We start from the raw sequence: 20,283 nt of genomic DNA, 5'->3' as shown, positions 1-20,283 counted from the left end.
GAACACAATGGTGGATAAGACAATCACAATGCCAGTTATCGCCCTGCGAGGCATGACTGTTCTTCCCAAAATGATGCTGCATTTTGATATCAGCCGGACAAAATCCATTGCAGCTGTGGAGAAGGCGATGGTAGGGGACCAGAGGGTATGTCTGGTCACCCAGAAGAATTCTGAGGAAGCTGAACCTGGAATCGATGATTTGTATCAGGTCGGCACAGTGGCTCTCATCAAGCAGTTGGTAAAGCTGCCTAATAACGTGATCCGTGTTATGGTGGAAGGCGTGGAACGGGTGGAACTTTTAACTCTTGACACTGAAGAGCCCATGCTCATAGGTGAAGTTGAAAAGACCCTGGAAGCAGATGATTCCATTGATTATATTACCAGACAGGCTATGATTCAGATCATTCAGGAAAAGCTGGAGGAATACGGCAAGGAGAATCCCAGGATTGCAAAGGAAGTACTTCCCAATCTTATGGTGCTTACAGACCTTGGCGAGCTTTTGGACCAGATTGCCGTACAGCTTTCCTGGGATTACAGGGTGCGTCAGCAGGTGCTTGAAAGCGCTCTTTTGGAAGATCGGTATGCGCTTGTCTTGAAGCAGCTGATCACGGAGATAGAGGTCACAAAGGTAAAGCGGGAATTACAGTCCCATGTAAAGGAACGGATCGACAAGAACCAGAAGGATTATATCTTAAGGGAGCAGCTTAAGGTGATCCGGGAGGAATTGGGAGAGGACAACCCTCTGTCCGATGCGGATGATTACTTGAAGAAGCTTAAGGCTTTAAAAGCAGATAAAGAAACAAAGGATAAGATCCAGAAGGAGATTGACCGCTTTAAGGCCATGCCCGGAGGAAGCCAGGAAGCCAATGTCGTCCGCATGTACCTTGAGACAGTCCTGGAACTTCCATGGAAGAAGCTTTCTAAGGATGACAACAGCATCGCCCATGCAGAGGAAATCTTAAATGAGGATCATTACGGCCTTGAAAAGGTAAAGGAACGGATTCTGGAGTATCTGGCAGTCCGTGTGCTTACAAAAAAAGGATCCAGCCCTATCATCTGCCTGGTAGGACCTCCCGGAACAGGAAAAACTTCCATTGCCAGATCAGTGGCAAAGGCCTTAAACAAGGAGTATGTAAGGATCAGCCTGGGAGGGATCCGGGATGAAGCGGAGATCCGCGGACACCGGAAAACCTATGTGGGTGCCATGCCCGGCAGGATTGTGGAAGCCTTAAGGCAAGCCGGAGTCAGTAATCCCCTAATGCTTCTTGATGAAATCGACAAGGTCAGCAGGGATTATAAGGGTGATACTTCTTCCGCCCTTCTGGAGGTGCTTGACAGCGAACAGAATGTGAAGTTCCGGGACCATTATGTAGAGATTCCCATTGATTTGTCCAATGTGCTGTTTCTTGCAACGGCCAATACCACTACAACCATACCTGGGCCGCTTCTGGACCGTATGGAAGTAATTGAAGTAAACAGCTATACAGAGAATGAAAAATTCCATATTGCAAAGAATTACTTAGTAAGAAAGCAGCGGGAAAAGAATGGGCTTACTGAAAAGCAGGTGTCCATATCGGACAAGGCTCTTGAAAAGATCATTCACCACTACACCAGAGAGGCCGGAGTCAGAAATTTAGAAAGGCGGATCGGGGCTGTTTTCAGAAAAGCTGCAAGAGAATTTCTGGAAGATGAAAAAAGTATTATAGAGATCTCGGAAAACGACTTAGAGAAATATTTAGGCAAGGAAAAAGTGCAATTTGAAGATGTAAATGAGGAAGACCAGGTAGGAATTGTTAGAGGCCTTGCTTGGACCAGTGTCGGCGGAAATACCCTTCAAATCGAAGTCAATGTCATGCCAGGGAAGGGAACCCTTCAGATGACGGGACAGATGGGCGATGTCATGAAAGAATCCGCCCAGACGGCTTTAAGCTATATCAGGTCGGTTTGCCCGGAATATAAGGTAAAGGATGATTATTTTGAAAAACACGATATCCACCTTCACATTCCGGAAGGGGCTGTACCAAAGGATGGCCCGTCGGCAGGAATCACCATGGCAACGGCTATACTGTCCGCAGTTACAAACCGAAAGGTAAACGCCAGGGTGGCAATGACCGGAGAGATTACTCTTCGCGGCCGTGTTCTGCCTATCGGCGGCCTTAAGGAAAAAATCCTTGCTGCCCGTATGGCCCATGTGGAGAAGGTTCTGGTTCCCGACAGGAACCGCCCGGATATTGCAGAGCTGTCAGAGGAGATCATCGGAGGCCTTGAAATCATATATGTGAAAGACATGTCTGAGGTTTTAAAAGAAGCTTTCATCCAGAAATAGAAAATGCCTTGCCCAAAAAGCGTGGGCAGGAAAGAGGAAACACCCTTCGGGTATACCTTTATGCCCAAAAAGCGTGGGCAGGAAAGAGGAAACCATATGATCATTAAAACAGTAGAGCTGGAGACGGTGTGCGGAATAACCAGCACGCTTCCGGAGAATATAAATCCGGAGTTTGCCTTTGCGGGTAAGTCCAATGTGGGAAAATCTTCTCTCATAAACGCCCTGATGAACCGCAAGTCCTTTGCCAGAATCTCGTCCCAGCCGGGGAAGACCCAAACCATTAATTTTTATAACATTAACGATGCTTTTTACTATGTGGATCTTCCGGGCTACGGCTATGCCAAGGTGGCTCTGGAAGTAAAGGCAAAATGGGGGAAAATGATAGAGAACTATCTTCATAAATCCCCTATGCTCCGGTGTGTGTTTTTACTGATTGATATCCGCCACGAGCCTTCTGTGAATGATAAGACCATGTACGACTGGGTCGTATACAACGGCTACCATCCTATAATCATTGCCACCAAGCTGGATAAGATCAAGAGGAGCCAGGTGCAGAAAGCGGTAAAAACTCTTCGCACAGGGCTTGGAATCGGAAGTGATGTTATAGTCATTCCCTTTTCCGCTGAAACCAAGCAAGGCAGGGAAGAGATATGGGACATAATCTCAGAATCCGTAAATGGTCTTGACAAGGAGTAAAAATCTTTTTATAATGAACCTATTTATTACATAGAGTTCATTTTGGTTGGAAGAGGAGAAAACAGTTATGAAAAAGACAATGAAAAAAATCGTATCAACTCTTATGGCAGCAACCCTGGCAGCGTCCTTTCTGACTGCCTGCGGAAGCGGAAATTCCGGCACAGGCACGTCTGGGGCAGCCGGCAAGGAAACAGGAGATAAAAAGGTGTTAAAGGTAGCCATGGAGTGCAGCTATGCACCATACAACTGGACACAGCCAACTGATGAAGGCGGAGCCGTTCCCATATCCGGAAGCTCTGATTACGCTTATGGCTATGACGTCATGATGGCTAAGAAGATTGCGGATGAGCTGGGCTATGGACTGGAGATTGTGAAGCTGGACTGGGATTCCCTTGTTCCCGCAGTTCAGTCCGGAAAAGTTGATTGTGTCATTGCCGGTCAGTCCGTTACAGCAGAACGTATGCAGTCCGTTGATTTCACAGATCCTTACTATTATGCAACCATTGTGACCCTGGTGAAAGCCGGAGGCAAGTATGAGAATGCAAAGAGTGTTGCCGATCTTTCCGGGGCAATCTGTACTTCCCAGTTAAATACCATCTGGTATGACAACTGCCTGCCTCAGATTCCTAATGCAGACATTCAGCCTGCCCAGGAATCCGCACCGGCCATGCTGGTATCTTTAAGCTCCGGCAGATGCGATTTAGTGGTAACAGACAAGCCTACCGGACAGGCAGCGCTGGTTGCTTATCCTGACTTCAAGCTCCTTGATTTCACAGGAACAGAGGGCGAGTTTAAGGTTTCTGATGAAGATGTCAACATCGGCATCTCATTGAAGAAGGGAAATACGGAATTAAAGGATGCCGTGAACGGAGTACTTGCCAAAATGAGCAAGGATGACTTTAACAAGATGATGGAAGAGGCAATTTCTGTTCAGCCATTATCAAAGTAATTCAGGTAGAATACCTGCGGGCAGCCGACAAAGTCAAGCAAGCTTGACTTTGACTCGTTGCCTTCACGGGAATAAAGAATAGAATCAGGGCTTGCAGGCACGGGACAAGAGTGTTCTTATTTCGTGCCGTTTGTTCTGTTTCCTCGAAGTACGAGAAGGAGAAGGTAGTATATATGTCTTTGCCATCAGATTTTTTTGGAAGAATTGTATTTATACTGCAGCATTATGGCCCTTCCTTTTTAAACGGGGCGGGAAAGACAATGGCAATCGCCATTGCCGGTACATTCATCGGCTGCATCATTGGTTTTGCCGTAGGAATTATACAGACGATTCCGGTATTAAAAAGTGACAATCCGGTTAAAAGGTTTTCATTAAAATTAGTAAAATTGATTTTAAATATTTATGTAGAGGTATTTCGCGGAACTCCTATGATGGTTCAGGCCATGTTTATATTCTACGGTTCTTCCGTGCTGTTTGGCATTAACATGTCCATTGTTTTTGCTGCCTATTTCATTGTATCCATTAACACAGGAGCCTATATGGCTGAGACCGTGAGAGGTGGAATCCTTTCCATTGATCCGGGACAGACCGAGGGTGCCAAGGCCATCGGCATGACCCACTTTCAGATCATGGTCAATGTTATCATGCCTCAGGCACTGCGCAATATCATGCCTCAGATCGGCAATAACTTAATCATCAATATTAAGGATACCTGCGTGCTTTCCGTCATCGGCGTAGTGGAACTATTCTATGCCACAAAGGGCGTTGCAGGCGCGTATTATACCTATTTTGAAGCATTTGGCATTACCATGGTCATTTATTTCATCCTGACCTTTACCTGTTCCAGAATCCTCCGTTACTGGGAGAAGAAGATGGATGGTCCTGACAGCTATGATCTTGCGACCACCGATACCCTGGCTTATACCAGCGGCATGGTAAAATTCCCAGATCCCAAAGAGAAGGAGGATAAATAAATGGCAGGCGGAAAAGTTTTAGAGATTCATCATTTAAGCAAGACCTTTGGGACCAACGTGGTACTGCGGGACATTGATTTTTCTGTCAATGCCGGGGATGTGACATGCATCATCGGAGCCTCAGGTTCCGGAAAGTCAACGCTGCTGCGCTGCATCAATCTTCTGGAGACTCCTACCACAGGCGACATCCTGTACCACGATGTAGACATTACGGACCGGAAAATGAACGTTCCTTCCTACCGGACCAAAGTGGGCATGGTATTCCAGAGCTTTAATCTGTTTAATAATATGACTGTTTTGGAAAATTGTCTGGTAGGCCAGGTCAAGGTACTGAAAAAAGGTAAGGAAGAAGCCAGAAAGAAAGCGATGATGTATCTGGAAAAGGTAGGCATGGCTCCTTACATCAATGCAAAGCCAAGGCAGCTTTCCGGCGGGCAGAAACAGAGGGTGGCCATTGCAAGAGCCTTGGCAATGGAACCGGAGATCCTGCTCTTTGATGAGCCGACCTCCGCGCTGGATCCCCAGATGGTAGGGGAAGTGCTTGCGGTTATGAGGACTCTGGCAAAGGAAGGTCTTACTATGATCATCGTGACTCATGAAATGGCATTTGCCAGGGATGTCTCCAGCCGTGTAGTCTATATGGCAGGCGGTGTCATTGAAGAGGAAGGTGCTCCGGCCGATATTTTCGGGAATCCAAAGAAAAATTCAACAAAAGAATTTTTAAACCGGTTTATGCAGGGATAAGAAAAAGCTGATTCAGAATTATAATACTGAATCAGCTTTTTTAATACATGAATATATAATTCTGCAATTCTAAGTTGCCGTACGTTCCACGGGAAGACTTGCAAACCCGTATAAAAGCTATTTCATCTAACCTTTCTCCTATCAATTAAAATGAGAATCCTCTGACAAAATCCTTTCATCAATACGGCGCACAACGCCATGGGTATAAGCCGCAAAATATTTTGACCAGAAACCATATGCTGCTGGATTGATGCTCTCAAAGTCTACACCGAGGTGGGTGTAACCCTCTGCTTTCAAAATTTTTATCACATAATTCAACAGACTTTGATATATGCCTTTGCCTCGATGCTCTTCCAAACAGAAAGCACCAGTAATATGGCGGTAATTTGGATTTTCAGTGATAAAGGTTTCACCAGATTCCGATATTTTTAAGTAAGCGCATGTTTTGCCCCGGTATTGAGACACAAAACATCGTTCATGATCTCTTACACACGTCTCACAAAAGGTTTCACATGTTTCTTGTATGCGGTTCATAAAAAATGGACTATTGTTATAATGTTTGTTTAACATTAATTCAAATGAATAGGCCAAAGTGTACTCACTTGATGGGAGTTCTGAAAACTCATATTCTTCACAAGTGCTACAATCAAATGGCTCCATAGGGCGGATTGAATCGACACAGCGCAGACCAAAACCGTATTTGAAAAATTGCTTTTGAGCAATTTCATCATGTGCATATAAGCAAATACCATGACTGACTGCGCCTGCTCGTACCCACTTGCGGGCAGCATCTTGATACATGGCAGCATAAATATCTGCTCTGTTCTTAAGCGTTGCTGCATTGGCCCACATGGGTGAAAATACACCCCTCACGTCTGTAGAGTGAAACGCATTGTCAAAAGGCACGATGCTGCACAGAAATCCAACCATTTCACCATCTTCAAATGCTGCAACCCCCAGACCGTTATCGGCAAAGCTGGTCAAGTCAGGGAATGTATCAACATTTGGCAGAGCTGGAACTTTTCTAAGTTCTTCTTTGTAGCTGGCAAGCGCCAGTAAGTTTGCCTTGCTAATATGTTCCGTGGTAAAATCAACGATAATCATCCTTTCATTACTCCTCTTTTCGTTATGGGTAATGGGCATTCGAATAAATTTTTACTTAGGCGCATCAGAATCCCGTTGTGGCTGAAGCGTTTCCTTTTCAACCGGCGCCCCCTGAATGGGAACTGGCACTCCCGGCTTCTCGGATACACTGTCATGAACCGGTTTAGTAAAAAGATTCCGTACTTTGATCCTGATAAAGGTTTTTGCTGCTTTGATGAAAACCACAAAAATAAAAATGGGAAGGATGACGGTTAAAATCAACCTTACCTTGAAACGGAACTTTTTTTTCTTTAATTGTTTCAAATGAAGCTGATACTGGTCGTTTATCTTCGGAAACAATGTTTTCTTTGTCTGAATTTTATTCAAGATGAATCCCCCTTAAGTTTCTGTTGGATAAAATATTAAGAACCACTCATCAGTGCTTTCATGGCAAATGCATAAATTTCCTGACTTTTTGATTTCCAGTGATCACACATGATTTCCGCCTGATCTTTGTCAGGAACAGACAGTTCCAGATTTATCAGGCAGTTTTTTCCCTCCCGGACCTGGCAGTGAACAATGTAATCATGGCTGGTGGATTTATAGAAGTCAGCAGTTACGCCTACCTCGTTGCGGAGCCGGAACTTGTTCTCCTTTAAATATTCATCCATATCATTGATGATGGCCGGTGAAATTTTACTGCCGAAAAAGGAAAGGGTTTCTTCCCCTTCCTTGGTAATCTCGTACCGGCTGCTGTTATGGTTAGTTTCCACATGAAGCAGTCTGGCCTCCAGCAGTTCATTCAATGCCTGATTGAGCGTAAAATACGTGGTATATTCGTGCTCCAGAAAAAAGTTTGACAGTTGTGCGCTTGTCAGGGGGAAATTAACCTGTTTAAGCATGTATAAAATCATCAGTTTGTACAGGGTCATAGGTTCTGACAGCATAGTTACCTCCAGTGATGCGCTTGCTGCGCCGTAAATTCAAGGATAGTGAAAGCAGCTTTCAACCGGATCCTTATGTTTTCTACTGCCGGATATTGTTTTTGACAGCCTGGCTCACGGCAGATGCAACACGAGGGTCAAAGGCTTCAGGCAGGATATTGTTTTCGTTCAGTTCTGATGGCGCTACAAGGCCGGCAATAGCGGTTGCGGCAGCAAGCTTCATATCTTCCGTAATAGCAGTTGCTCTTCCTTCCAATGCACCTTTAAAGATGCCAGGGAACACGACTACATTATTGACCTGGTTTGGGAAGTCGGACCTTCCGGTCCCCACCACTTTTGCACCGGCCGCTTTGGCAAGATCAGGCATGATTTCAGGAACCGGGTTTGCCATGGCAAATAAAATGGCGTCAGGATTCATGGAAGCGACCATTTCTTCCGTAACGATTCCAGGGGCGGACACTCCTACAAAAATATCACTGCCTTTCATGGCATCTGCCAAAGAACCATGGGTTCCTTCCAGATTCGTCACATCCATCATTTTTTCCTGCATCCAGTTCAAGCCTTCCATGCCCTTTACCAGGATTCCTGCACGGTCGCACATGGTGATATGGAGAAAGCCATAGGAGAGAAGAAGTTTTGTAATGGCGATTCCGGCGGAGCCTGCACCGTTTACAACAATCCTGCATTCCTCTTTTGTTTTTCCTGTCACCTTTAAGGCGTTTATAATGCCTGCTAGAACCACGATCGCCGTTCCATGCTGGTCGTCATGGAATACGGGGATGTCAAGCAGCTCTTTTAAACGTTCTTCAATTTCAAAACAGCGGGGAGCGGAGATGTCCTCCAGATTGATCCCGCCGAAAGCAGGTGCGATATTTACCACGGTCTTGATGATCTCCTCAGTATCCTGGGTATCCAGACAGATCGGGATGGCATTGATTCCCCCGAACTCCTTAAACAGCACCGCTTTTCCTTCCATGACCGGCATGGCGGCCAGGGGTCCGATGTTTCCAAGACCAAGAACAGCGCTTCCATCTGAAACGACGGCTATGGTATTGGATTTGATGGTATATAGATAGGCGGCCTCAGGGTTTCCGGCAATGACCTTGCAGGGTTCCGCTACGCCAGGGGTATAGGCAAGAGCCAGATCCTCCCTGCTTTTTACCTTTGCTTTGGAATTAATTTCCAGCTTCCCCTTCCATTCTTCGTGGAGTAATAAAGCTTTTTCGTTGGTTGTCATGATCGTTCGTCCTTTTTTTCACAGTTTTTATTTTATCATACCAATTTTAGGGTTTTAAATCAATAGATAATATGTTAGAATATAGAGTAATTAAAATCAAACAAGCTAAATAAGATAAGGAAATTAAAGATACAGGTGGTACTATGAGAGAACGGATCAACAGGCTGGCAAAGGGCATCATTGATTCAGAGATTCCAAAGATTAAGGTGACACCGTGGGAAATTGATGATGTGGTCCGTTCAGGCGGAGCCACCAGGCGGGAACTTGTCGTTACCAGTGAGAATAATTTACATATAAAAGGACTTGCATATTCGTCCAATTTCCGTGTCAGACTCATAAGCGGAGCGTTTGGCGGAACATATAACCATCTGGTCTATGAGATAAACAGCAGTTACCTGGAAGATGGAGATGTGATTAAGGGCTCTTTTTATCTGGTTACCAATGGCGGCGAGAGAGAAGTCCCTTATTCTTTTTGCGTGGAACTGAGCACGTCAGGGAAAGCGCTGAGTGATTTAAAGACAGCAGAGGATTTTGCAGATACGGCTAAAAAAGATATGGATACGGCTCTTCGTTTGTTTGAGTACCGGGATTTTGCCACGGCTCCCTTTATGAAGGACCTTCATGTAAGGGCAATCTACGACGGATTAAAAGGAAGGCCTGACAGAAGGAAGGAACTGGAAGAGTTTCTGACCGCTTTAAAGGTGAAAAAACCGGTCCAGTTATGGGCGGAAACCGAGGAGCGGAGATTTGGAGAACTAGAGGAAGTTGTAACGGACTGGGTGCTCATAAAGCGCAGCGGCTGGGGCTATGTGAACCTGGATGTTACAACGGATTGTGATTTTATAGAGCTGCCAAAGAAAAACATCGGGGAACAGGATTTTGACGAAGAGGAATGCAGGGTAATGTTTCTGGTTCACCCGGAACGAATGCATCAGGGAGAGAATTCCGGAAGGATTCTAATAACCGGAATCGAAGAACGTTTTATCATCCCAGTTATGGCGGTCAATAACCCCGGAGGAGGAGTATCCGCAGAAGATGCTTTTGCAAAAGAAGCCTTTAGCCGGTATTTGCGGCTTCGCCTGGAAGAAGAATACGGGCAGAAGGATATAAGTATTCTATATGATGAGATGGGAAAGGCCCTCGACGAAATTGAACTGATGAAGGGCGAAAGCGGCCTTCTTAAGCTGCTCCGGACTGAGATATTCCTTGGACAGGGAAATCCCTCCAAGGCGGCGCTGCTCCTTGACGAGTGCAGGGATGAAATCCTAAAAGAACGCCAGGAAAAAAGGGAGCTTTACTGTTATTACCAGTTCCTGCGTTTAAAGGTGCAGCCTGACGAGTACCAGAAGGAATCCTTAATCCGCCTCATGAAAAAATATCTGGAAGAAGATAGAAGGCTCTTCTGGCTTTTTTTGCTGCTTATAAAACTAGATGACAAGCTGTTTGAGAATCTGCCCGCATTGCTGGCCATGATGAAAAAGCAGTTTCATATGGGCGTCAGAAGCCCGTTTTTCTATGTCTGGGGCTGCAGGGTGCTAAACCGTTCACCGGAGATTATAAGGGCTATGGGGCCCATGGAGATTCAGATCCTTTCCCATTGCGCCGGAAAGGGGATTGTGGATCAAAAGCTGGCTGTGGCCATATCCAGACTTACCCTGGCGGCAAAGTATTTTAACCGGCTTCAATACCGGATGCTGGTTAAGCTTTATGAGGAGCATCCCATAAAAGAGGTGCTTGAGGCGATCTGCGCCCTGTTAATCAAAGGGGAATGCCGCATGGCGGAAGCTTTTGCCTGGTACGAGAAAGGGGTAAAGGCCGGGATCAGCCTGACCCGGCTGTATGAATATTATTTGTATGCTCTGCCGGGAAATTACTGTTATCTCCTCCCGAAAGAAGTGCTCCTTTATTTTTCCTATGGAGGAAATGAGCTGGATCTTCACAGCAGGGCGGTCCTTTATAAGAATGTCCTGGTTTATTTAGAGCCGACCGACCCTCTATATCAGGCCTATGAGCGGACGATCGAGAAGTTTGCTACGGAGCAGCTGTTTGAATCAAGGATTGACAAGCAGCTGGCCGGGATTTATGAGCGGATGATACTAAAGGATGTGATCGATCTTCCCATGGCAAAGGTGCTGCCCTCCATACTCCGGTCCTACCGGGTAGAATGCAGCAATAAGAATATGAAGTATGTCATTGTGTGCTATGAGGAAATGGCAGAGGAGGATGCATTCCTTCTTGATAATGGCGTCGCCTATGTACCTTTGTTTTCAGAACACAGCATATTGCTTTTCCAGGATGCTTTTGGCAACCGGTATGCCACCATTCCCTATAAAAAGGAGCCGGTCATGGACCGCCCGGAACTGGAAGAACGGTGCTTTGAGGTGTATCCGGAGCATTCCATGCTCCGGCTTCGGGCATGCGAAAGGATTCTGGCGGACGGGGCTTCGGATATAGAAGAGGTGAAGATCTTAGAAGGTACGCTGGAGGATAAAAAGCTGCGGCCTATTTATCAGAAGCTTCTTCTTTCCAAAGTCATCGAGTTTTACAGCAGGCAGGCGTCTGACGGTCAAGAGGGAGAAGAAGGAGCCGGATATCTGGTTAAGCTGGATAAAAAGGTCCTATCCAAGGAGGAGCGGATAAACGTCTGTGATACGCTCATCCATAACAACCACATGGAAGAGGCGTTCTTAATGATACGGGAATTCGGCAGCGAAGGAACCCGGACGGAGCGGCTTTATGAACTGTGTACGAAAATGATACTTAAGAACTTATTTGATGAGGATCCTTTGCTTTTACATCTGGCTTACGATGTTTTCAAGGAAGGAAAAAGTGATGGCGTGATCCTTGACTACTTGTGCGAGCATTTTAACGGTTTGACGGATCAGATGTATCAGGTGCTTATGAAGGGAGTTTCCGAGCATGTGGAAACATACGATCTGGAAGAACGCCTGACGGCACAGATGATGTTTTCCGGATGCAGCTCAAAACTTGACAAGGTGTTTGGCCTTTACCGGAGCCGCAAGGAAACCGGTGACATGATTGTGAAGGCTTATTTTACCATAAAATGTACAGAATATTTTATGGAGGATAAGGAGCCGGAGGAAAAGGTTTTCGCTTATCTGGAAGGAACGGTCCAGGCAGCTTCTGTAAAAGGCCGTCTTCCCACCATTTATTTGCTGGCCATAACAAAGTATTATTCTAAACTTCCTGCGCTTGACGAAGAGCAGCAGAAGCTGTGCCGGAATACGGTTTCCTTCCTGCTGGAAGAAGGTCTTGTATTCCCGTATTTAAAGGATCTGTCAAAATGTATTCCCATGCCGGAGGATATTATGGATAAAGCCATGATCCAGTACTGTGGGGACCGGGATTCCAAGGTGGAATTGTTAGTCAGAATTCTTCCCGATGAAGAAGAGTTTCACAGTGAGGATATTTCCCGGATGTACCAGGGAGTTTTCGTCAAGCAGAAGATATTGTTTGAAGGCGAGATCATGGAATACCGGGTGAGAGAGCTGATTGAGGAAGCGTGGGTTCTTAAAAAAGAAGGCAGTGTAAGCTGTGATACCGGAATCTCACGGGAGGCTTCGGACAGCAAGTTTGCCTGCTTAAATGAAATGAGTCTGTCCTTAAACTTAAAGGATGAAAACGGGCTCAAAAATCGGATGCAGGAGTATTTACAAAAGAATGCTGCTGCGGAAGAATTATTTCCACTGATGTAAGATAAGGGGGCTGTCAATGGACGGACTGATAATAGGGCTTGACCTTTGCGATGCCTATACCCGCATATGCTGCCATGACAGGGAAAAATCATGGTGCTTTCCTACAGTGATCTGCAGGAAAAAGGATGAAGATGCCTGGTTTGTAGGAGAAGAGGCTTACGCCTATACTCTTGTAGGCGAGGGCATCATAATAGACAAGCTGATAAAAATGGTTAGGAAAGAGGGAACCGCGACCCTGGGCGGAACCAAATACGAAGGTCTTGACCTTTTAAAGATGTTTTTAAAGAAGATATTAAAGCTTCCCATGGAAGAGTTTTTCTGCGATGAGGTGAAACAGCTGGTGATCACCATGCAGAAGGTGGATGTAAAGCTGATGGATGCTCTTATGTATTGTGCGGATTACTTAGAGATTCCAAGGGATCGTGTGCACATCATAAGCCATACGGAAAGCTTTGTATACTACGTTCTCAGCCAGAAGAAAGAAGTTTGGAGCAACCAGGTAGGCGTGTTTGACTTATCGGAAGACTCTTTTCACTATCATGAGCTTAAGGTACAGAGAGGCCTTCGGAAGATGGTGGTGATCGCAGAGGATGAGGCTTTAGAGGAAAGTTTTAATCTGGATATTTTAGATACGCCTTCCGGAGGAAAGCTGGCGGATAAAATCTTAAGCTCCTGCGCGGACAGGCTTCTCCAGAAGAAATTATTTTCATCGGTATTCCTGACGGGAAAGGGCTTTGAGCGTCATGACTGGGCGGGAGATTCCATGAAGATACTCTGCTCCCGCCGGAAGGTCTTTATGGAACCGGAGCTGTTTGCCAGGGGCGCAGCTTTTAAGGGAATGGATTATCTTCAGGAAAAGACCTCTTATCCCTTTACCTGCATCTGTGAGGGGCGGCTTCATTCCACCATTTCCATGAAGGTGCTTCATAAGGAACGGGAAAGCCAGCTGGTAGTAGCTGCAGCCGGGGACAACTGGTATGAAGCAAAGAGCAGCGTGGATTTAATCGTGGATCATCAGGATTACGTGGAATTCATGGTAACGCCCATGGATCCAAAGCAGAAACGGCTGGTGAAGATCCCACTGGAAGGATTTCCGAACCGGGTGGACAAAAACCTCCGGATAGGGATCAGCTTTGGGTTTTTGGATGAGAAAACCATGGCAGTGGTACTAAAAGACAAGGGTTTTGGTGAAATATTTCCGGCCACAGAGGCCGTGATAAGGCAAGAGGTTATGCTATGAGTATGATTCTTTGCCGGCAGGAGCCGGTTAAACATCCCTTTTATTTTGAAGGCCTGGGAGTACGCTTGTTTTCATCCCAGGAGCTTTGCTATGTGATTTATAATAATCCTCTTTTGGTCATGGATCAATTTGTGGATAATAACCTGATCCAGTTTATCAGAGAAGATCTGGATATGGCTTTTCTGGCTGCCAAGCTGGAAAAATGGCAGCAAAGCGGTGAGGAACCGGATGAGCTTCTTGCCACGATCCTTCACGAATGTGATTACTATACTGCTTCTGAGGTCGGCCGGTTCCGGCAGAATCTGACCACTTACCGTCGGATGCCTGTCCAGGAGTTCTTAAAGGCAAAGGCGGATTACCTGTTTTCCAGAAAGCAATATGGAAAGGCTGAGTCAGAATACCGGAAGATCCTGGATCTTCCAAAGGGTGACCGGGGGGATGACGCCTTCCGGGCTAAAATATATAATAATCTGGGAGCAGCTTATGCCAGGCTGTTTATGACGGACAAAGCCTGCCAGGCCTACCAGAAATCCTTTGACTTAGTGAAAAATGTTGAGATTCTAAAAAGAATATGCCATCTGGCCCAGTGGAATCCGGGTCTGGTGTTAAATGAACGGTTTCAGGCTCTCATTACAGATGAAATGAGGCAGGAATGCGAAATAGAAAAAGAAAAGGCGGAGGCGCTGGCAGCCGGGGCGGTCAGCCTTAAAGAGCTTGAACAGCTGTTTCAAAAGGACCCGATCAAGCGTTTGCAGGGAGCCGGCGAGCTTATCCAGAGATGGAAACAGGAATACCGGAATATTATGTCTTGACAAAACCATAAAAAAACACTATCATTACAAGGTATAAGGAAAAGGTAGAGAAGAAGAGGAGTACGCTTATAACCCTGAAAGAGAGAACCGTTCACCGGCTGAAAGACGGTTAAGGCAGTGTATGCGGAAGGTAGCTTCAGAACCGGAAGGCTGAAATTTAATCATTCAGTAAGCTTTCACGTGTGGCCGCGTTACAGGCTATGTGAGATATGGCAGGATCTGCCATATGAATAAAGGTGGTACCGCGTTGATTCGCCCTTTGCATCCCAACGATGCAGAGGGCTTTTTTTGTATACTGAAAAATCTCTTTGGAATTTTCTGATATACAAAAGCGCTCCGATTTGGATGCGCAATTCCGCCCAAGGGCATACCTATAAGCCCGGGATACATGGCGGTCAGCAGGAAGGAGAACATGATGAAAGAATTGGAGAAGACCTATAATCCGGCAGAGATTGAAGGCAAACTTTATGAGAAATGGCTGGATAAGAAGTATTTCCATGCAGAACCAAACAAGGATAAAAAGCCCTTTACCATTGTAATGCCGCCTCCTAATATTACGGGGCAGCTACACATGGGGCATGCTTTAGACAACACCATGCAGGACATTCTGATCCGCTATAAGAGGATGCAGGGCTATGAGGCCCTATGGCAGCCGGGCACGGACCATGCGGCCATTGCTACAGAAGTAAAGGTCATTGAAAGCTTAAAGAAGCAGGGAATTGACAAGGAGGAACTGGGCAGGGAAGGCTTCCTGGAAAAATGCTGGGACTGGAGAAAAGAATATGGCGAGCGGATCATCAACCAGCTTCATAAGATGGGATCCTCTGCCGACTGGGACAGAGAGTGTTTTACCATGGATGAAGGTTGTTCAGCGGCCGTACAGGAAGTTTTTATCCGGCTCTATGAAAAAGGCTATATTTATAAAGGTTCCCGTATCGTAAACTGGTGTCCGGTTTGCCAGACTTCCATTTCTGATGCGGAAGTGGAGCATGAGGACCAGAACGGCTTCTTCTGGCATATCAATTATCCCATTGCAGGAGAAGAAGGCAGGTTTGTGGAGATTGCAACCACCAGACCTGAAACCCTTCTTGGAGATACTGCGGTGGCAGTTAATCCGGAAGATGAGCGCTATCAGGATCTTATCGGAAAGATGTTAGAGCTTCCGCTTACAGGCCGCAATATACCGGTGGTAGCAGATTCCTATGTAGATAAAGAATTCGGTACCGGCTGTGTGAAGATTACCCCGGCCCACGACCCCAATGACTTTGAGGTAGGAAAGAGACACAGCCTGCCTGAAATCAACGTCATGAATGACGATGCCACCATCAACCTTCCCGGCAGCAAATATCATGGCATGGAGCGTTATGAGGCCAGAAAGGCCATTGTGAAGGATCTTGAGGAGCTGGGTCTTTTGGTGAAGGTGGTTCCCCATACCCATGCGGTAGGAACCCATGACCGTTGTAAGACCACCGTAGAGCCTATGGTAAAGCAGCAGTGGTTCGTCAAGATGGAAGAGATGGCAAAGCCGGCAATTGAGGCTTTAAAAACAGGAGAACTGAAATTCGTACCGGAAAGATTTGATAAAACTTATCTTCACTGGCTTGAAAATATCCGTGACTGGTGCATTTCCAGACAGCTTTGGTGGGGACACCGTATCCCGGCATATTATTGTGACCAGTGCGGGGAGATCAGCGTGTCAAAAGAAGATCCCACAGTATGTCCCAAATGCGGAGGAACCCATTTGACCCAGGATGAGGATACCCTTGACACCTGGTTTTCGTCCGCTCTCTGGCCTTTCTCCACCTTAGGCTGGCCCGAGGAAACAGAGGATTTAAAATATTTCTACCCAACCGATGTGCTGGTTACCGGCTACGACATTATTTTCTTCTGGGTAATCCGCATGGTATTTTCGGGAATCGAGCAGACCGGAAAGCTCCCCTTCCATACGGTGCTGATGCACGGCCTGGTAAGGGATTCCGAAGGCCGTAAGATGAGCAAATCCTTAGGAAACGGAATCGATCCTCTGGAGGTCATCGAAAAGTACGGAGCCGATGCCCTCCGCATGACCTTAATCACCGGAAATGCGCCTGGTAATGATATGCGTTTCTACTGGGAGCGCGTGGAAGCCAGCAGAAATTTTGCCAATAAAGTATGGAACGCTACCCGTTTCATTATGATGAATATTGAGAAGGTGCCGGAGGCAAAGGCAGAGCTTTCAGAACTTACCATTGCGGATAAATGGATCCTGTCCAAGGTGAACTCCCTGGCAAAGGAAGTGACGGAAAACCTGGATAAATATGAACTGGGAATTGCCCTTCAAAAGGTTTATGACTTTATCTGGGAGGAATTCTGCGACTGGTATATTGAGATGGTGAAGCCAAGGCTGTGGGAAGATCAGGACAGGACAAAGGCAGCGGCCATCTGGACCCTGAAAACCGTGCTTATTAACTCCTTAAAGCTTCTTCATCCTTACATGCCGTTCCTCACCGAGGAAATTTTCTGCAACCTTCAGGATGAAGAGGAGTCCATCATGATTTCCAACTGGCCAGAGTACCGGAAAGACTGGAACTTTGAAACTGAGGAGCATGCGGTCACGACCATCAAGGAGGCGGTAAGAGGAATCCGTAACGTACGAACTTCCATGAACGTTCCGCCAAGCAGGAAAGCAAAGGTTTATGTTGTTTCTGAGAATCAGGAGATTCTTGATATCTTTGAACGCAGCAAGGTGTTTTTTGCCACTCTGGGTTATGCTGGTGAAGTGTATTTACAGAAGGATAAGAAAGGCATAGCAGACGATGCCGTATCTGCGGTCATTCATCAGGCCGTTATCTACATGCCTTTTGCTGAACTGGTGGATATTGAAAAAGAAATAGAACGGTTAAAGAAGGAAGAAGAGCGCTTAAGCAAGGAGCTGGCCCGTGTTGAGGGTATGCTTAATAACGAAAAGTTCGTAAGCAAGGCTCCGGCAGCCAAGATTGAAGAGGAAAAGGCAAAGCTTGAGAAATATGCTCAGATGATGGATCAGGTGAAGGAGAGGCTTTCTCAGCTCTCTTAAATCTCCATCATGAAAAATCGACAATCTTGAATAGAATGTGAAAAACAGTCGAACATGGCAGAAAATGCTGTGTCCGGCTGTTTTTTGTTGCACAGCACCGAGGAAAGCGTCCTTTTCTATTTTAGCCCTTTTGTCAGGAAGAGAGAAGGAATGGACAAAAGGGGAACGTGTGGTCTGTAAGAATCTGTCGGCAAATGCCGTGACGGGATGGAAAAAGGCGATAAAAAATAGGAATCATCCCCATGGTTTTGACAAATTCTGAATGGCTTACTGGCTATAATGTTCGTACAGGGCAGGAGGTGAAAGCGGCGACGGAAATAAACCTGTATATTGATGTGTTGTTCTTAACTAATTTTGCCATGGATTTCCTGGTATTATCCATTGTAAGACGGGGGATGAAGTATCGTCTCATATGGTGGAGAATGATTCTTGGGGCTATTTTGGGGGCAGCTTGGGCTGTGTTTGCTGCCGCCTTTCCATATTTACCTCTGTGGCTTGAGTTGATAATTACCTATCTGGCAGTGAGTACCCTTATGGTGATGACGGCTTTCGACATAAAAAGACCAAAGGAAATAGGGAAAGCAGTAGGCGCTCTTTATCTGGCTGCAGTTACAACGGCAGGCATTATGGATGCCCTATATCAACATACGAAGGCCGGCTATTATATAGAACAGATTCTTAGAGGAAATGGTCAGGAAGCTATACCATTTTACCGGTTGATTTTTTTGGCAGCGGGCACTTACTTTGGAATTCGCTGCTTTCTTCGGCAGATTTCCGCCATGCTAAAGGGAAAGAACAATTTTTATGAAGTTACCATGCATTACAGAGGAAAGAAAAAGGTAGTAACAGCCCTGCTTGATACAGGAAACAGGCTGTATGAACCGGTAAGCCGCCGGATCGTCCATGTTGTAACCTACGAGGCTGTCCGGGAGCTTTGCGAGAGTGTGTCGGAGGTCGTCTACATTCCCTATGGAAGTGTTGGGAAAAGTGACGGTATGCTGCCCGGAATCTTTCTAGACGAGATGGAGGTACGTCAAGGGGATGAAGTGAAGGTGATTGAACGGCCTTTGGTGGCCGTATGCAAAAAGGCATTATCCAGAAATGGAGAATATCAGATGCTGCTGCATGAAGAGTGAGTGAATGATGTAAAGGAGAGATTATCGCATGATTATAAAAGTATCCGTACCAAACCGTTTTCAGTTTAAGGCAATTCCAACATTTAAAGCGTTGATGATGCCTTCTCAGGGGGAGATCCATTACATAGGTGGAGCAGATATCCTTCCTCCGCCCCTGGACAATGAAAAAGAGGCGCAGATTATTGCACTCCTTGGCAGTGATGAAGATCAGAGGGCGAAATCAGAATTGATTGAACATAATCTCCGCCTTGTGGTATACATAGCGAAGAAGTTTGATAACACCAGTGTTGGTGTGGAGGATTTGATTTCCATAGGTACCATAGGACTCATTAAGGCCATTAATACCTTTAATCCAAATAAAAACATCAAGCTGGCCACCTATGCCTCCCGCTGCATTGAAAATGAAATACTCATGTACCTGCGCCGGAACAACAAGACCAAGATGGAGGTTTCCATTGATGAGCCTTTAAATGTGGATTGGGATGGCAACGAACTCCTTTTATCAGATATTCTCGGAACGGAGGAGGATGTCATATATAAGGACTTAGAAACCGAGGTGGAACGGAACCTGCTTAATACCGCCATCAGCCGTTTGAGCCCAAGGGAGAGAAAGATCGTGGAGCTGCGGTTTGGATTAACGGATGAGGAAGGAGAGGAAATGACCCAGAAGGAAGTGGCAGATTTATTGGGCATCTCCCAGTCCTATATATCCAGGCTGGAAAAGAAGATTATGAAGAGGTTGAAAAAAGAAATTGTGCGGTTTGAATAGTAATTATGACTGAAAAAAGGGAAGGCTCCGGGGAGTCTTTCCTTTTTTTGTAAATAATGAAACTTTTTTGAGTTATAATACGTCTAATAGATAGAACCCCAGAGAGGAGGAGAAGATGAAACAAAAGATTGAAGAAGAGGCAGAACGGATCCTTTTGAAAAATTATGAATCCTATTACCGGCTTGCGTACAGCTATGTAAAAAATGAACAGGATGCTTTGGATATCGTTCAGGAGAGTGCATACCGGGTAATAAAGGAATGCAGGAAACTGAGAGAAGAAACTTTTCTGTCGACCTGGATTCACCGGATCGTCATAAATGCATCCATTGACTTTTTGAGGAAGCAGAAAAAGGAAAGCGTGAGCTTTGATGAGGTGGAGATTCCGCATGAAGACAGCTATAAGGAGGATGATCCCTTGGAGCTTTTAAGTTCATTAGAGGAAAAGGACCGTACAATCGTGATTTTAAAATATATGGAGGAATGGAAACTGGAAGAGATTGCTGAAATTCTGGAAATGAACGTGAGTACAGTCAAGGCCAGGCTTTACCGGGCGCTGAAAAAACTGAAGATCGTACTGGAACCGGAGGCTACTTAGGATAGAA

Annotated in this window: 16 protein-coding genes and 1 other annotated feature; of the genes, 12 read left to right on the top strand and 4 right to left on the bottom strand. The window is 45.8% G+C overall.

The genetic code is table 11. The features are described 5' to 3' along the window. Positions 1-7: 7 nt before the first annotated feature. The 5 genes from lon to AC27IJ_RS03790 all read left to right on the top strand — a co-directional run bounded on the left by lon (position 8) and on the right by AC27IJ_RS03790 (position 5,689). Positions 8-2,326, top strand: coding sequence for an endopeptidase La (gene lon, locus AC27IJ_RS03810; protein ID WP_487147547.1), 2,319 nt, complete (start codon positions 8-10; stop codon positions 2,324-2,326). Positions 2,327-2,422: 96 nt separating this feature from the next. Continuing rightward, positions 2,423-3,022, top strand: a complete 600-nt coding sequence (gene yihA, locus AC27IJ_RS03805; RefSeq protein ID WP_312448097.1) for a ribosome biogenesis GTP-binding protein YihA/YsxC — start codon at positions 2,423-2,425, stop codon at positions 3,020-3,022. Positions 3,023-3,089: 67 nt separating this feature from the next. Continuing rightward, positions 3,090-3,971: a transporter substrate-binding domain-containing protein gene (locus tag AC27IJ_RS03800; protein ID WP_313155483.1), complete on the top strand. Its 882-nt coding sequence runs from the start codon at positions 3,090-3,092 to the stop codon at positions 3,969-3,971. Between the two features lie 179 nt (positions 3,972-4,150). Next, positions 4,151-4,945, top strand: a complete 795-nt coding sequence (locus AC27IJ_RS03795; RefSeq protein ID WP_312448140.1) for an amino acid ABC transporter permease — start codon at positions 4,151-4,153, stop codon at positions 4,943-4,945. Next, positions 4,946-5,689: an amino acid ABC transporter ATP-binding protein gene (locus AC27IJ_RS03790; protein WP_312448094.1), complete on the top strand. Its 744-nt coding sequence runs from the start codon at positions 4,946-4,948 to the stop codon at positions 5,687-5,689. It begins immediately after the preceding gene. Between the two features lie 141 nt (positions 5,690-5,830). Here AC27IJ_RS03790 and AC27IJ_RS03785 read toward each other — a convergent pair whose 3' ends face one another. From AC27IJ_RS03785 to AC27IJ_RS03770, 4 genes are all read right to left on the bottom strand, one after another. Then, positions 5,831-6,793 carry a GNAT family N-acetyltransferase gene (locus AC27IJ_RS03785; protein WP_487147543.1) on the bottom strand — a complete coding sequence of 321 codons (963 nt, stop codon included), beginning with the start codon at positions 6,791-6,793 and terminating at the stop codon, positions 5,831-5,833. 51 nt (positions 6,794-6,844) lie between these two features. Beyond that, a complete protein-coding gene (locus tag AC27IJ_RS03780; protein ID WP_312448090.1) occupies positions 6,845-7,159 on the bottom strand; it encodes a glycoside hydrolase family 23 in 315 nt (104 codons plus the stop codon). A 35-nt stretch (positions 7,160-7,194) separates the two neighbouring features. Further along, entirely contained in the window at positions 7,195-7,719 is a 525-nt protein-coding gene (locus tag AC27IJ_RS03775; protein ID WP_312448089.1) for a DUF4364 family protein, read from the bottom strand. 79 nt (positions 7,720-7,798) lie between these two features. Beyond that, on the bottom strand, positions 7,799-8,953 hold the full coding sequence (locus tag AC27IJ_RS03770; protein WP_312448088.1) for an NAD(P)-dependent malic enzyme: 1,155 nt from the start codon (positions 8,951-8,953) through the stop codon (positions 7,799-7,801). A gap of 143 nt (positions 8,954-9,096) precedes the next feature. Here AC27IJ_RS03770 and AC27IJ_RS03765 point away from each other — a divergent pair, with 143 nt between their 5' ends. From AC27IJ_RS03765 to AC27IJ_RS03735, 7 genes are all read left to right on the top strand, one after another. After that, entirely contained in the window at positions 9,097-12,669 is a 3,573-nt protein-coding gene (locus AC27IJ_RS03765; protein WP_487147540.1) for a DUF5717 family protein, read from the top strand. 16 nt (positions 12,670-12,685) lie between these two features. After that, positions 12,686-13,909: a DUF5716 family protein gene (locus tag AC27IJ_RS03760; RefSeq protein WP_312448086.1), complete on the top strand. Its 1,224-nt coding sequence runs from the start codon at positions 12,686-12,688 to the stop codon at positions 13,907-13,909. Continuing rightward, positions 13,906-14,721 (top strand): hypothetical protein, encoded by an 816-nt coding sequence (locus tag AC27IJ_RS03755; RefSeq protein WP_312448084.1) that lies wholly within the window; start codon positions 13,906-13,908, stop codon positions 14,719-14,721. Before AC27IJ_RS03760 ends, AC27IJ_RS03755 begins: the two co-directional genes overlap by 4 nt. A 38-nt stretch (positions 14,722-14,759) precedes the next feature. Continuing rightward, positions 14,760-14,984, top strand: a binding site (T-box leader). Between the two features lie 152 nt (positions 14,985-15,136). Continuing rightward, positions 15,137-17,776 carry a valine--tRNA ligase gene (locus AC27IJ_RS03750; RefSeq protein ID WP_312503444.1) on the top strand — a complete coding sequence of 880 codons (2,640 nt, stop codon included), beginning with the start codon at positions 15,137-15,139 and terminating at the stop codon, positions 17,774-17,776. Between the two features lie 242 nt (positions 17,777-18,018). Then, positions 18,019-18,912 carry a sigma-E processing peptidase SpoIIGA gene (locus AC27IJ_RS03745; RefSeq protein WP_312448083.1) on the top strand — a complete coding sequence of 298 codons (894 nt, stop codon included), beginning with the start codon at positions 18,019-18,021 and terminating at the stop codon, positions 18,910-18,912. 28 nt (positions 18,913-18,940) lie between these two features. Then, complete coding sequence (gene sigE, locus AC27IJ_RS03740) at positions 18,941-19,681, top strand: RNA polymerase sporulation sigma factor SigE (RefSeq protein WP_312448081.1); 741 nt, start codon at positions 18,941-18,943, stop codon at positions 19,679-19,681. 115 nt (positions 19,682-19,796) lie between these two features. Next, the gene (locus tag AC27IJ_RS03735) at positions 19,797-20,276 is read left to right on the top strand and encodes a sigma-70 family RNA polymerase sigma factor (RefSeq protein WP_312503386.1); all 480 of its coding nucleotides are present in this window, start codon (positions 19,797-19,799) and stop codon (positions 20,274-20,276) included. Positions 20,277-20,283 lie beyond the last annotated feature (7 nt).

The organism is Lacrimispora sp. YZC11 (assembly GCF_057543815.1).
The sequence above is the reverse complement of the archived record's forward strand: the minus strand, read 5'-3'. Positions and strand labels throughout refer to the sequence as shown.

Excerpts from the sequence above, each read along its gene's own strand:
- AC27IJ_RS03750 (WP_312503444.1), top strand. The coding sequence starts at position 15,137 with ATGAAAGAATTGGAGAAGACCTATAATCCGGCAGAGATTGAAGGCAAA.
- AC27IJ_RS03735 (WP_312503386.1), top strand. The coding sequence starts at position 19,797 with ATGAAACAAAAGATTGAAGAAGAGGCAGAACGGATCCTTTTGAAAAAT.
- AC27IJ_RS03755 (WP_312448084.1), top strand. The coding sequence starts at position 13,906 with ATGAGTATGATTCTTTGCCGGCAGGAGCCGGTTAAACATCCCTTTTAT.
- AC27IJ_RS03760 (WP_312448086.1), top strand. The coding sequence starts at position 12,686 with ATGGACGGACTGATAATAGGGCTTGACCTTTGCGATGCCTATACCCGC.
- lon (WP_487147547.1), top strand. The coding sequence starts at position 8 with ATGGTGGATAAGACAATCACAATGCCAGTTATCGCCCTGCGAGGCATG.
- AC27IJ_RS03770 (WP_312448088.1), bottom strand. The coding sequence starts at position 8,953 with ATGACAACCAACGAAAAAGCTTTATTACTCCACGAAGAATGGAAGGGG.
- AC27IJ_RS03775 (WP_312448089.1), bottom strand. The coding sequence starts at position 7,719 with ATGCTGTCAGAACCTATGACCCTGTACAAACTGATGATTTTATACATG.
- AC27IJ_RS03790 (WP_312448094.1), top strand. The coding sequence starts at position 4,946 with ATGGCAGGCGGAAAAGTTTTAGAGATTCATCATTTAAGCAAGACCTTT.
- AC27IJ_RS03800 (WP_313155483.1), top strand. The coding sequence starts at position 3,090 with ATGAAAAAGACAATGAAAAAAATCGTATCAACTCTTATGGCAGCAACC.
- AC27IJ_RS03765 (WP_487147540.1), top strand. The coding sequence starts at position 9,097 with ATGAGAGAACGGATCAACAGGCTGGCAAAGGGCATCATTGATTCAGAG.
- yihA (WP_312448097.1), top strand. The coding sequence starts at position 2,423 with ATGATCATTAAAACAGTAGAGCTGGAGACGGTGTGCGGAATAACCAGC.
- AC27IJ_RS03745 (WP_312448083.1), top strand. The coding sequence starts at position 18,019 with ATGGTTTTGACAAATTCTGAATGGCTTACTGGCTATAATGTTCGTACA.
- sigE (WP_312448081.1), top strand. The coding sequence starts at position 18,941 with ATGATTATAAAAGTATCCGTACCAAACCGTTTTCAGTTTAAGGCAATT.
- AC27IJ_RS03785 (WP_487147543.1), bottom strand. The coding sequence starts at position 6,793 with ATGATTATCGTTGATTTTACCACGGAACATATTAGCAAGGCAAACTTA.